At 44.4% G+C, this 12489-nt stretch carries 11 protein-coding genes and 1 tRNA gene; 10 read left to right on the forward strand and 2 right to left on the reverse strand.

The features are described 5' to 3' along the window. Nucleotides 1-110: 110 nt before the first annotated feature. On the reverse strand, nt 111-1922 hold the full coding sequence (gene lepA / locus RMY16_RS20225; RefSeq protein WP_322737913.1) for a translation elongation factor 4: 1812 nt from the start codon (nt 1920-1922) through the stop codon (nt 111-113). 567 nt (nt 1923-2489) lie between these two features. Here lepA and RMY16_RS20230 point away from each other — a divergent pair. The 4 genes from RMY16_RS20230 (at nt 2490) to RMY16_RS20245 (ending at nt 7671) form a co-directional block, all read left to right on the forward strand. Next, nucleotides 2490-2726, forward strand: a complete 237-nt coding sequence (locus RMY16_RS20230) for a hypothetical protein (protein ID WP_094353260.1) — start codon at nt 2490-2492, stop codon at nt 2724-2726. A 179-nt stretch (nt 2727-2905) separates the two neighbouring features. Continuing rightward, entirely contained in the window at nt 2906-4681 is a 1776-nt protein-coding gene (locus RMY16_RS20235) for a sensor histidine kinase (protein WP_322682542.1), read from the forward strand. Nucleotides 4682-5128: 447 nt separating this feature from the next. Beyond that, the gene (locus tag RMY16_RS20240) at nt 5129-5359 is read left to right on the forward strand and encodes a NifU family protein (RefSeq protein ID WP_012408256.1); all 231 of its coding nucleotides are present in this window, start codon (nt 5129-5131) and stop codon (nt 5357-5359) included. A 77-nt stretch (nt 5360-5436) separates the two neighbouring features. Next, nucleotides 5437-7671 (forward strand): glycoside hydrolase, encoded by a 2235-nt coding sequence (locus RMY16_RS20245; protein WP_322737914.1) that lies wholly within the window; start codon nt 5437-5439, stop codon nt 7669-7671. Between the two features lie 178 nt (nt 7672-7849). On the opposite strand, the gene RMY16_RS20250 is transcribed toward RMY16_RS20245, so the two are convergent. Further along, nucleotides 7850-7934: transfer RNA gene (locus RMY16_RS20250), tRNA-Ser, on the reverse strand. Nucleotides 7935-8040: 106 nt separating this feature from the next. Here RMY16_RS20250 and RMY16_RS20255 point away from each other — a divergent pair. The 6 genes from RMY16_RS20255 to RMY16_RS20280 all read left to right on the forward strand — a co-directional run bounded on the left by RMY16_RS20255 (nt 8041) and on the right by RMY16_RS20280 (nt 12488). Beyond that, a complete protein-coding gene (locus tag RMY16_RS20255) occupies nt 8041-8409 on the forward strand; it encodes a 2Fe-2S iron-sulfur cluster-binding protein (RefSeq protein WP_322660395.1) in 369 nt (122 codons plus the stop codon). Next, nucleotides 8399-8980, forward strand: a complete 582-nt coding sequence (locus RMY16_RS20260) for a thermonuclease family protein (protein WP_322737915.1) — start codon at nt 8399-8401, stop codon at nt 8978-8980. The genes RMY16_RS20255 and RMY16_RS20260 overlap by 11 nt, the downstream gene beginning before the upstream one ends. 77 nt (nt 8981-9057) lie before the next feature. Next, nucleotides 9058-9870: an inositol monophosphatase family protein gene (locus RMY16_RS20265; RefSeq protein ID WP_322737916.1), complete on the forward strand. Its 813-nt coding sequence runs from the start codon at nt 9058-9060 to the stop codon at nt 9868-9870. 74 nt (nt 9871-9944) lie between these two features. Further along, on the forward strand, nt 9945-10901 hold the full coding sequence (locus tag RMY16_RS20270) for a J domain-containing protein (protein WP_322737917.1): 957 nt from the start codon (nt 9945-9947) through the stop codon (nt 10899-10901). Then, a complete protein-coding gene (locus RMY16_RS20275) occupies nt 10901-12115 on the forward strand; it encodes an ATP phosphoribosyltransferase regulatory subunit (RefSeq protein WP_322737918.1) in 1215 nt (404 codons plus the stop codon). Before RMY16_RS20270 ends, RMY16_RS20275 begins: the two co-directional genes overlap by 1 nt. Nucleotides 12116-12260: 145 nt before the next feature. Continuing rightward, nucleotides 12261-12488, forward strand: a complete 228-nt coding sequence (locus RMY16_RS20280; RefSeq protein ID WP_322660386.1) for a ferredoxin family protein — start codon at nt 12261-12263, stop codon at nt 12486-12488. Nucleotide 12489 lies beyond the last annotated feature (1 nt).

A 12489-nucleotide genomic window follows, 5' to 3' on the forward strand; every position in this document is an offset into this window, starting at 1 on the left:
GGTCTGGGAAATGGGTTTGCGGGTAAAGGATGCATTCAAAACCTTTCCCCTTTCCCCTTTACCCTTTCCCCTTTAACCGAACCGTTTGTTTTTGAATAAACACTCTTAAATTAGCTTTGATCCAAGCGCAGTACTGCCATAAAGGCTTCCTGGGGTACATCTACAGTACCTACAGATTTCATCCGCTTTTTACCTTTTGCTTGCTTCTGCAAAAGTTTTTTCTTCCGACTGATGTCACCACCGTAGCATTTGGCTAGCACATCTTTCCGCAAAGCGGGGATGTGTTCGCTGGCAATAACTTTACTACCAATAGATGCCTGAATTGGCACTTTGAATTGATGGCGGGGAATTAGTTCCTTGAGTTTTTCTGCCATCGCCCGCCCGACGTTGTAAGCTTTATCCCGATGCACAATCATCGCCAAGGAATCGACGGGATCGCCGTTAATCATGATATCCAACTTCACCAAAGGATTTTCACGGTAGCCAATGATGTGATATTCCATACTGGCGTAACCGCGCGATCGCGATTTCATCTGGTCAAAAAAGTCAGTTACAACTTCCGCCAAAGGTAGCTCATAAGTAAGGGTGGTTCGTCCTTGGGCGAGATATTTCATATCTTTGAAGATGCCCCGACGATTTTGTGACAACTCCATCAAGGTGCCAACATAAGTTTCCGGGGTAATCATCTCTACTTGGACGTAGGGTTCTTCAATTCTTTCGCGATCGTTGGGAGAAGGTAAACGGCTAGGATTATCGATGTACAGTTCCTCACCTTTGACAGTAATCACCTTATAAACCACCGAGGGGGCTGTAATGATTAAATCCAGGTTATATTCTCGCTCTAGACGTTCCTGAACAATTTCCATGTGCAGCAAACCCAAGAATCCGCAACGGAAGCCAAACCCCATCGCGCTGGAAGTTTCGGGTTCGTAGTGTAGGGCTGCATCGTTGAGTTCCAGCTTTTCCAAGGCTTCCCGCAAATCTTCAAATTGATCGGCATCAATGGGGAACATCCCACAAAAAACCATTGGGTTCGCTTCTGCGTAACCTGGTAAGGGTGACTCTGCTTTCGCCTTACTGAGGGTAATTGTGTCTCCTACCCGTGCATCAGCTACAGCTTTAATTGCCGCTCCCAAATAGCCTACTTCCCCAGCGTGCAGTTCATCAACTTGCTTTTGAGTCGGAGAAAGAACGCCTAATTCATCAATTTCAAATTCTTTACCCGATGCCATTAAATGGATGCGATCGCCTTTTTTCACGGTGCCATCCATCACCCGGAAATACACAATTACTCCCCGGTAACTGTCATAATAGCTATCAAATATTAACGCTCGTAAGCGTTCATTTATCGTATTTGGCGGTGGCGGTATCCGCTCGACAACTGCTTCTAAAATCTCATCAATCCCAATTCCTTCTTTAGCAGAAGCTAGAATTGCCCCACTGCAATCTAGACCGATAATTTCTTCAATTTCGCCAATTACCCGTTCTGGTTCAGCCCCCGGCAAATCAATTTTATTCAAAACCGGGATAATTTCCAGGTTATTCTCTAACGCTAAATATACATTAGCCAAAGTTTGCGCCTCCACACCTTGGGACGCATCTACTACCAATAGCGCTCCTTCGCAAGCAACAAGAGAGCGGGAGACTTCATAAGAGAAATCCACATGCCCCGGAGTGTCAATTAAGTTCAGTACATATTGCTGACCATCTTTAGCTGTGTAGTTCATTCGGGCAGCTTGCAGCTTAATTGTAATGCCGCGCTCCCGTTCCAAATCCATATTGTCGAGAAACTGTTCTTTCATCTGTCGGTCTTCAACAGTGCCAGTAGCTTGTAGCAAGCGATCGGCAAGGGTTGATTTCCCGTGGTCGATGTGAGCAATAATACAAAAATTGCGAATGCGAACTGCGGGAACGTCAGTCATATACTATCTTTGCCTTAGCAGCAACCAAAGTTAAAAGGGCAATTTACTTAATGTATTTTAATGCTTTCTTTGCCAAGACGCTCTGCTTTTAGTGCTGAGTGCTGAGTGCTGAGTGCTGAGTGCTGAGTTAGGAGTGAGGAGTGAGGAGTTAAGAGTTATTATTCCCCTGCCTCCTGCCCATCTTCACTACATCTTCAACTTTCGATCTAAATAGGTGGACATTTAAGAATATTATGAAAGTCTATTTGTCGCTGCTAGTATTCAACAGCTAGGAGCGTACAATAAATGTAAATAAGTACATGTAGGGATCGTGTGGGGATCGTGGGCAATTGCAACTAGTAATTGCTCATAATCGCTGGTTCATCGGCAAAACTTCTAGAGCCATTGTCTAGTCAGTTATATGAAAAATGCGATTTAAAACTTAAAGCTGTTACTTTGGTGCTATTTCAGGGAAGTATTTAACTGTGCCCTTGAAAATTTTTCAGCGAATTAGCCCAAATAATGAATATAACTACTTTACAAAGCTTTAGACAAAACCAATTCAAAGCATTCAGAGTATATAAACCTATGAATATGAGAGAGAAAACTACCAAAGCGGAAAATACACCAGCCGATAAGGTAGAAATTGCTGTCCGCCTAGACTCCGAGTTACTAGAGCAAATTCAGCATCTCACCAATGACCCAAGTAAAGTAATTGAGGTGGCGATTCGCCAGTGGTTACGGGGTGAACTCCTTAGAGATGACGAACTAACGCGTACACCTGTGCGTACTCCTGTTCCTCCTCGCGGTGAATGGAACGATTAACGCCATTGCCATTATTTAACTGTCAATGCAAGTTAAAAAAAGTAAAGTTTGCCAATCTGGTTTTCAGAACACCAAAAAATACCCCATCAAACGCAAAAAAGCTGTAAAAATTTATGTATAAATTTCAGCGGCTTTAGTAAAATTACGGTCGGATACCCTTTGTCTATCCAACTCAATTAATGACTATTACTGCCAATTCCCAATTGTCAAATGTATTTTCCCAAAATCTGGAATCTATTACCAGTAAGACTGATGGCTCATTACCAACTCTAGGAGCCGAGTTAGTTTATACACAAGATGGGGCAGGGCGCTATCTGACCTTTTGTTGGCAGTACAGCGAACTCCTGGGGTTAAATACTGAAAAAATAGTTGACGAGCTGAACCAGACTCAAACCTTTGCCCCAGTGGATAAGGTTAGTTATTTGGAACGATTGCACCGAATTTTGACAAGTTTGGTGCCAGAAAGGTTTCAATGTTGGTTTAGCTATCAGAAAGAATTATTTGAGTTGGACTTAGCGATCAGTCCGATTATGCCGAGTTTGGGAACCACTGCCACTACCGTTTTAGTGATGGGACGCTTAATACAAGCGACACTCAACAAAAAACAAGCGCGCGTGGCATCAAAAACGCCCACACAAATAGAGTTGGCTTTGCGATCGCAGCAACACCAAAAATTGGTAAATCGCATTACCAGAAATATTCGCCGGACATTAGATTTAGATATTATTTGGCAGCAAACAGTTGACAGTTTGGGGAAAGCACTGCGGCTAGAACGCTGCATTATTTGTCCTTATCAGCCCTCAAGCTCAAAAGTGCAGGTGAAGGCTGAGTATCGCCAGCCAGAACTCAAATCAATGCTTGGCTTGGATATAGATATAGCTTCTGAGCCTGCCTTTGCTCAAGCCTTGGCAACCCTAGAACCAGTTACGATGGAAGTGCCTGGATACAAAGAGTCTGGGCGGCAGAAAACTTTAGTAGTTGCGACTTGCTATCAAGATCAAGCTAATGGATTGGTTGCCTTGAATTGGCAGGATGAATGCTATACATTAACAGAATCGGAATTAGAACTGGCAAAAGAAGCAGCAGATCAATTGGGAACTGCGATCGCTCATGCTACTTTATATGAAGAATTAGAAATAGCGCGTCAAAAAGCCGAAGAAGCTTCCCGCCTCAAAAGTGAGTTTCTAGCTAATGTATCCCATGAAATTCGTACCCCCCTTAACGGTATGATTGGCTTTTTGAAGCTGATTTTGGAAGGGATGGCAGACGATCCAGAAGAACAAAATCAGTTTTTAGCAGAAGCTCACCACTTATCGATACATCTGCTGAATATCATCAACGATATTTTGGACATTGCCAAAATCGAAGCTGGTAAAATGGAGCTAGCTTACGCTCCAGTCAAGCTAGATGAGCTATTCAGTCATGTAGAAGGTTTCATGCGTCCCCAAGCAGAAATGAGAAACCTCAGCTTTCAGATGCAAATGCCTGCTACCTCCGATGAAATCATTGTCCAAAGCAACTACCAACGCTTACTACAAGTGATGCTCAATTTGGTAGGTAATGCCATTAAATTTACTCATGAGGGTGGCGTCACTGTCAGCGCTGATTTAGTACTCAAAAAGGCGAATTTTCAGGTGAACTTTCAAGAGCAGCAATTTCCTGGCATGGTGAGAGTACGTGTGGCAGACACTGGTATTGGTGTTTCCTTAGATAAACAAGATAAATTGTTTCAATTATTCTCTCAGGTGGATGGCTCCCGGACTCGCCAGTACGGCGGCACAGGTTTGGGACTGGCAATATCCCAAAAGCTAGTGGAGGCTATGGGCGGTGAAGTACATTTTTATAGTTTGGGCGAAGGACTTGGTTCAACAGTCACATTCACCGTGCCACTATATCAACAACCAGTCATGGTTTCGTCTAATGATAGCGACTCAACAAGTAGTGCTGAATGTTAGTCAGTAGTCATTAGTCATTGGTCATTTGGAAGATTACCAGTACTGGGTTTTGAGTTTTAAACTTGAAAGTTTTTTAGTAATTATTATTTAATAACCATATTGGGCATGGGGATTGGGAAAAAACCTTCCTTATCCGTCACCTCCTGGCGTTCTCTTCAGGACTTTAACCGCTAAAGTAGAGTAGGAGGGCTTGCACGATAAATTGTTCAGCTAATCTAATATCAAGTTGCTAAAATCAGCAGTGGTTTAGTCAAAAGTTATTAAAAACTGACACCTGACAATCTAGCGGCAATTAGATTTAGGATCGATTTAACAAAGCTGAAAAATAAAATTTTGGATAATGGTTAATGAGTAACCGCGCATTTGGCACAGAGATCATTAATGCCCCATGCCCCATGCCCAATCCCCCATCCCCAATGTCCATCATTAACTTAGCAGGTCTAAACTATGGAACTCACAATTGACAACGTTGAAACAGTCTTAGATGAAATGCGCCCTTATCTCATGTCTGATGGCGGCAATGTGGAACTAGTAGAACTCGATGGGCCTGTTGTAAAACTCCGCCTGCAAGGTGCGTGTGGTTCTTGCCCCAGTTCTGCAATGACCCTGAGAATGGGTATTGAGCGCCGCCTCAAGGAAATGATTCCCGAAATTGCAGAAATTGAGCAAGTGGTGTAAAAGTTAGGAGTTAGAAGTTAGGAGTTATGAGTTTGAATCAACTCCTAACTCCTTATTCTTAACTCCTAACTATTTCTATGTCCCATCCTCTCTACATCGCTTTTATCTGGCATCAACATCAGCCGCTGTACAAGTCCCCTGGCAGCGGCGTTTCGCTATCTCCGAGTCAGCAGTACCGTCTTCCCTGGGTACGTTTGCATGGAACTAAAGATTATCTGGATTTAGTATTGCTTTTAGAGCGGTATCCTAAGTTACACCAAACGGTAAATTTAGTTCCATCGCTGATATTGCAACTCGAAGATTATATTGCTGGTACTGCTTTTGACCCTTATCTCACAGCCAGTTTGACACCGGATGAGCAACTTACCCAGCAACAGCGCGAATTTATTATCCAACACTTTTTTGATGCTAATCACCATACCCTGATCGATCCGCATCCCCGCTATGCCGAGTTGTACCAGCAAAGACAGGATAAGGGGCAAGCTTGGTGTTTAGCAAATTGGGAATTGCCAGATTATGGCGATTTGCTAGCTTGGCACAATTTGGCTTGGATCGATCCGCTGTTTTGGGATGACCCGGAAATTGCTGCTTGGTTAAAACAGGGACGGAATTTTACTTTAAGCGATCGCCAGCGCATTTATTCCAAACAGCGAGAAATCTTGAGCCGGATTATCCCCCAACATCGGAAAATGCAGGAAGCGGGGCAGCTAGAAGTTACCACCACGCCTTATACTCACCCGATTTTACCGTTGCTAGCTGATACTAACTCCGGTCGGGTAGCTGTGCCCAATATGACACTACCGAAGCAACGCTTTCAATGGGCAGAAGATATCCCCCGCCACTTGCGGAAAGCTTGGGACTTATATAAAGACCGCTTTGGGCAGATACCTCGTGGTTTATGGCCTTCAGAACAATCAGTAAGTCCAGCAATACTTCCAGATATTATTAACCAAGGATATAAGTGGATATGCTCAGATGAAGCCGTCTTAGGGTGGACGCTGAAACACCTTTTTCATCGGGATGGGGCGGGGAATGTGGAGCAACCAGAATTGTTGTATCGACCCTATCGCCTGCAAACCGCCGAGGGTGACTTGTCAATTGTGTTTCGCGACCACAGATTATCAGACTTGATTGGTTTTACTTATGGTGCAATGCCTGCAAAAAAGGCAGCAGCAGATTTAGTGGGACATTTGCAAGCGATCGCTAAAAAGCAAAGAGATAGTCATAGCGAACAACCTTGGCTAGTTACCATCGCCTTAGATGGAGAAAATTGCTGGGAATTTTATCCCCAAGATGGCAAACCTTTCTTAGAAGCTTTATATCAAAGCTTAAGCGACGAACCCCACCTCAAACTCGTCACTGTCTCCGAATTTCTAGAAGAATTTCCAGCCACAGCCACCATCCCCGGAGGGCAATTACATAGTGGTTCTTGGGTAGATGGCAGCTTCACCACTTGGATCGGCGATCCCGCCAAAAATCGTGCTTGGGATTACTTGACAGAAGCAAGGAAAATGCTTGCAAGTCATCCCGAAGCGACGGAAGAAAATAACCCCGAAGCCTGGGAAGCATTGTATGCCGCAGAGGGTTCCGACTGGTTTTGGTGGTTTGGTGCAGGACACTCCTCAAATCAAGATGCCATCTTTGATCGGTTATTTCGAGAACATCTGTTTGGCATTTACAAGGCATTAAATGAACCTGTACCGCCCTATCTCAAGCAACCAGTGGAAATCCACGAAGCCCAGGCAAACCATACCCCACAAGGGTTTATTCATCCCGTCATCGATGGTAAGGGTGACGAACAAGATTGGGACAAAGCTGGACGCATAGAAATCGGTGGGGCGCGGGGGACGATGCATAACAGCAGTGTTATCCAGCGACTTTGGTATGGGGTAGATCACTTAAATTTCTATTTGCGGCTAGACTTTAAAGGTGGCGCTGCACCGGGACGGGATTTGCCAACAGAATTGAATTTGCTGTGGTTCTATCCAGAAAAAACAATGGTTAACAGCCCAATTCCCTTGGCAGATGTACCAGATGCAGCCCCACTTAATTACCATTTCCACCATCTTTTAGAAGTTAACTTGCTGACGCAATCGATTCAGTTTCGGGAAGCGGGAGACAATCATCAATGGTATCCCCGTTTCAGTCGCGCTCAAGTAGCTTTAAATACTTGTTTAGAGTTGGCAGTACCGTGGGCAGACTTGCAAGTTCCGCCAGATTATCCTCTGCGTCTGATTTTGGTGCTTGCAGATGAAGGGCGTTTTTCCAACTATTTGCCAGAAAATGCTTTGATTCCCATTGAGGTGCCTTAACATTTAATATTTTTGGTGTTATACCATTTCACGAAATACCTATTAGGGGCGTACATCTGTATGCCTCTACAGATAATTCATTGATGTTGCAAAGATTTTTGAAAATCATATTTAATTTTTTTAGTCTTAAATATATTTGGCTATATTCAAACTATATATTTAGACTTAGGTTTAAGAACGGAGAGGGGGGGATTCGAACCCCCGTTAAGTTTCCCTAAACAGACTTTCCAGGTCTGCGCCTTAAACCACTCGGCCACCTCTCCAGGTGTCACAAGTTACGATCATACTATAGAATCCCAGAAAATGCAAAGATAAAGAAAGATATTCTAGATTGAATCTGATAGTCCTAATCCCATAAAGCAAATCCAGATGTCCCGTACATACACAATTAAAGTTCGCGATCGCGCCACTGGCAAAACATACACCCTACAAGTGCCAGAAGACCGCTACATCCTACACACTGGCGAAAAACAAGGGGTGGAACTACCGTTTTCCTGCCGCAACGGGGCTTGCACCGCTTGTGCTGTGAGAGTGTTATCAGGAGAAATTTACCAACCAGAGGCGATCGGCTTGTCGCCAGATTTACGTCGGCAAGGTTATGCCTTGTTGTGTGTGAGTTACCCCCGTTCTGACTTGGAAGTGGAGACGCAAGACGAAGATGAAGTCTACGAACTCCAGTTTGGACGCTATTTTGCTAAGGGGAGAGTTAAAGCAGGTTTACCCCTAGATGAAGAATAAACAATTCAAAATCACCCAATTTCTAATGCCTGTGCGCCTTGGTGAGTGGGTGCGAAAAATAGCAATTTTGGCTTTTTTATTGCTGTTGGTGAGTTGCCAAGGTAAAAACCAGCTGCCAAACAATGAAGCCCAGGTGAAAGTAGCGCGGGTAGTTAGTGGGCAAAGTTTGGAAGTTTTGGGCATGGCTGAACAACCAAATTTGATTTCCCAAGTGCGGTTAGTGGGTATTGATGCACCAGATTTGCGACAGCGCCCTTGGGGGGAAGCAGCAAAAGAACAGTTAGAGAATCTAATTGGTGGTGTAGAACAATCGGTAACGCTGGAGTTTGATTTAGAAGCGAAAGACAAAATTGGGCGAACTCTAGCTTATGTGTGGAAAAATAAGGTGTTATTGAATGAAGAGTTAGTTAAACAAGGGAATGCAATGTTTGTAGGGCGATCGCCTAACCATAAGTATGACCTGCGTTTAGAACGTGCCCAACAATGGGCTAGACTCATGGGGCAAGGAATCTGGAACCCAGAAAAACCCATGCGCCTCACTCCCGCCGAGTTTCGCCGCCAAAATCTTTAATTAGTGCTGAGTGCTGAGTGCTGAGTGAGGAAGTGAAGTAGAAGAATTAATAACCAATGCCCAATGACAAATGACAAATGACAAATCTACAAATTTTTCTAGATATTGCTACAGAAGCGGCCTTAGCTGCTGGTGCTATTTTGCAAGGTTACTTGGGTAAGTTAGAAGACGCAATTATTGAAAAAGGACGCCCTGGTGATTTAGTTACTGCTGCTGATAAAGCCTCAGAGGAGTTGATTTTAGAAATTTTGCGTTGCCACTTTCCCCAGCACTCGATCCTCGCTGAAGAGTCAGGGAAATTAGGTAATCAACAGAATGAATATCTCTGGGCAATAGATCCTCTCGATGGCACAACCAATTACGCTCATCAATACCCTTTTTTCGCCGTTTCCATCGGGCTGTTAATTAATGGCGTTCCCCAAGTTGGTGTCATTTATGACCCATTTCATAATGAGCTATTCCGGGCTGCTGCTGGCTTAGGGGCAACGCGTAACCGTCAGCCGATCAAGGTTTCAGTAACATCTGAACTGAATAAAAGCCTACTAGTAACAGGATTTGCCTACGATCGCCGCGAAACCTCTGATAATAACTATGCTGAATTTACTCATCTTACCCATCTTACCCAAGGAGTTAGACGTAGCGGTTCGGCATCGCTAGATTTGGCTTATGTTGCCTGTGGACGTGTCGATGGTTACTGGGAACGGGGACTCTCTCCTTGGGATATTGCCGCTGGGATAATTTTGGTACAAGAAGCCGGAGGCAAAATCACCGCCTACGATGGCACTACTGTCAAAATTGAGTCTGGTAGAATTCTTGCTACAAATAGTTATATTCACGACTCCCTCAGTAGCGAACTTTTACGGCTTCCGCCGCTGTCAGCTTGGGTGTAACAGATGGGGGCTTTCTCTACGACTTTGGGTACACTAAAAGCAATCTAACTGCTCCTTTGGTGCAAAAACTCTATATGTCTTTCAAAATAGATCGTGGACTATTTAAATATGATTTCATAGATCATCACGCAGTGCTGTGCGTTCCAGTTGATGCCGATGTCAAAGAGATTCGCAAACGCTATCTCCAAGTCGCCCGCCGTTTGCACCCAGACAGTAGTCTTACTGAAACTGCTGCTCAAAAACATCTCGGTAACGAATTGTTATCAAAGCTAGTTAACCCAGCTTACGAAAAACTTGCTAGCGAGCGCACTCGCACTGAATATATTCTAATTTTGTCGCAAATTGGCAAGCGTCTGGTACAAGAGTCGACTTCGGTAACTCTAAATACCGACTTGGCTAAACAGTTAGTTGAGGCAGCTAATATCGATCATTTTTATAAAACTGCGATCGCAAAACTAGCCCAAACTCAATATGATTCTTTAGAACAAGCACTGCAAGTCATTGCCCAAGCTAGTGAGTTGAATTTAGTGTATTTAATGCGGAGTGCGGGTAAAGCATCCGCCGCGCCGCTACCTGCTCAACCCAAAGTCCAATCAAGTACACCTCAGCCAAACACACCAAAAAATACACCACCAGCACCAGCACCAGCGCCACCAAAAGAAGACTTGATTGTAGAACAGTATATTCGTCGCGCTCAATCTTTGATTGACAAAAACCAATTTGCCCCAGCCAAAGTAGAGTTGCAAGAGGCCCTGAAGCTAGAACCAAAAAATAGCCGCTGTCATAGCTTAATTGCAATGGTGTATTTGAAGCAAAATCAGCTAAAAATGGCCAAAATCCACTTTGACAACGCTCTCAAATTAGATCCCAGTGACGAAACGGCTCTGCAATGGAAACCTAAAATAGATAAGGCTTTAGGACAACAACCTAGCGATCAGAAGGTGACTTCATCCCCCAATAATGGAGATAAGCAACCAGATAAATCTGGTAGTGGTTTGTTCGGTGGTTTGTTTGGTGGGAAGAAAAAATAATGGTGTATCAACCAGCAGCGGGAGCCAGGGATTTATTGCCCTTGGATGTGGAGAAAAAACGCTGGATTGAAGATCGGTTACAGCAGGTGTTTCATCGTTGGGGATATCACAGGATTATCACCTCGACTTTAGAGCGGATGGATACCCTGATGGCGGGGGAAGCAATCCAGCGTCAGATGGTGATTCAACTACAACAAAATGGCGAAGATGATGAATTGGGGCTACGCCCAGAATTAACAGCATCTATTGCTCGTACTGTTGTCACTCGGATGGCTGGTGTCACTTATCCACAACGGTTGTATTACAACGCCAATGTGTTTCGTCGCACTTGGGAAAGTAGGCATAATCGCCAGCAAGAGTTTTATCAAGCTGGGGTGGAGTTGTTAGGTGCTGGTGGATTGCTAGCGAATGCGGAAGTACTACTGTTAGTAGCAGATTGTTTAGCAGCACTGGGTTTGCAGGGATGGCATTTAATTTTGGGTGAAGCGGGAATTACCCGATCGCTCCTGAGTGCCTTTCCTGCTAATTTACAGGATCGAGTTCGCAGTGCGATCGCTCATCTTGACCGCATTACCATAGATAATTTACCCCTAAGTGACAAACTGCGCGATCGCGCCCAAATCATCATGGATTTGCGTGGATCAAGTGCAGACGTGTTGCAAAAAGTTAGTAGTCTGGATTTAGATGAAGAACAGCGAGAGGCAGTGAATAACCTCAAATCCCTAGTAGAATTACTAGAATCAGAGAAAAAATTTCCGTTAATCCTCGACCTCAGCCTGATCCAAACTATAGACTACTACACTGGTATCGTCTTTGAAGTTGTCAATGATACCGAATCCCAAGCCAGAGTTTTAGGGCGCGGTGGTCGCTATGACCAGCTTTTGGGGCTATATCATCCTCAAGGAGAAAACATTCCCGGAATTGGTTTTGGACTAAGTATCGAAGATTTATACCAAGTTCTTTTGTCTACTCAGCAATTACCACAAGAAACTCCAGCGAGTGACTGGTTGGTAGCACCAGAGACAGCTAGTGCTAACGCCGCCGCCTTTGTCTATGCGCAAAAACTCAGAGATTCTACTGATTTGGTACGAGTAGAAATTGACTTAGGAGGAAGAGATGCAGAGGCGATTCGCCAATATGGAAGCGATCGCGGCATTGCCCAAATTGCCTGGATCAAAGCTGATGGTTCACCAAAAATAGAACGATTGCGTTAAGTAAGTTGAGCATTGGGCAAAAGGGGCAGAGGGGCAGAGGGGTAGAGGGGAAAGAACTTATAGAAGAACTTTCCCCTGCTCCCCTGCTCCTCTGCTCCCCTGCTAGGCTAGAAATAGCCGATACAGAAAAGAGGGAATCGAGAACATGCCGCATACAATTGTTACAGAAGTCTGTGAAGGCGTTGCAGATTGCGTAGATGCCTGTCCAGTAGCTTGTATTCATGATGGCCCAGGCAAAAACACCAAGGGAACTGATTGGTACTGGATTGATTTTGCCACTTGCATCGACTGTGGCATCTGTCTCCAAGTTTGCCCTGTAGAAGGGGCAATTCTTCCAGAAGAACGACCAGAGTTGCAAAAAACCCCACAATAGT

This window comes from Nostoc sp. DedQUE12b (genome assembly GCF_034530835.1).
Lineage (GTDB): Bacteria > Cyanobacteriota > Cyanobacteriia > Cyanobacteriales > Nostocaceae > Nostoc.

What these genes read in the sequence shown, in the direction of transcription:
- RMY16_RS20245 (WP_322737914.1), top strand. Translation starts at nt 5,437, where the DNA reads ATGTCCCATCCTCTCTACATCGCTTTTATCTGGCATCAACATCAGCCG.
- lepA (WP_322737913.1), bottom strand. Translation starts at nt 1,922, where the DNA reads ATGACTGACGTTCCCGCAGTTCGCATTCGCAATTTTTGTATTATTGCT.
- RMY16_RS20260 (WP_322737915.1), top strand. Translation starts at nt 8,399, where the DNA reads ATGAAGAATAAACAATTCAAAATCACCCAATTTCTAATGCCTGTGCGC.
- RMY16_RS20230 (WP_094353260.1), top strand. Translation starts at nt 2,490, where the DNA reads ATGAATATGAGAGAGAAAACTACCAAAGCGGAAAATACACCAGCCGAT.
- RMY16_RS20240 (WP_012408256.1), top strand. Translation starts at nt 5,129, where the DNA reads ATGGAACTCACAATTGACAACGTTGAAACAGTCTTAGATGAAATGCGC.
- RMY16_RS20270 (WP_322737917.1), top strand. Translation starts at nt 9,945, where the DNA reads ATGTCTTTCAAAATAGATCGTGGACTATTTAAATATGATTTCATAGAT.
- RMY16_RS20275 (WP_322737918.1), top strand. Translation starts at nt 10,901, where the DNA reads ATGGTGTATCAACCAGCAGCGGGAGCCAGGGATTTATTGCCCTTGGAT.
- RMY16_RS20255 (WP_322660395.1), top strand. Translation starts at nt 8,041, where the DNA reads ATGTCCCGTACATACACAATTAAAGTTCGCGATCGCGCCACTGGCAAA.
- RMY16_RS20235 (WP_322682542.1), top strand. Translation starts at nt 2,906, where the DNA reads ATGACTATTACTGCCAATTCCCAATTGTCAAATGTATTTTCCCAAAAT.
- RMY16_RS20280 (WP_322660386.1), top strand. Translation starts at nt 12,261, where the DNA reads ATGCCGCATACAATTGTTACAGAAGTCTGTGAAGGCGTTGCAGATTGC.
- RMY16_RS20265 (WP_322737916.1), top strand. Translation starts at nt 9,058, where the DNA reads ATGACAAATCTACAAATTTTTCTAGATATTGCTACAGAAGCGGCCTTA.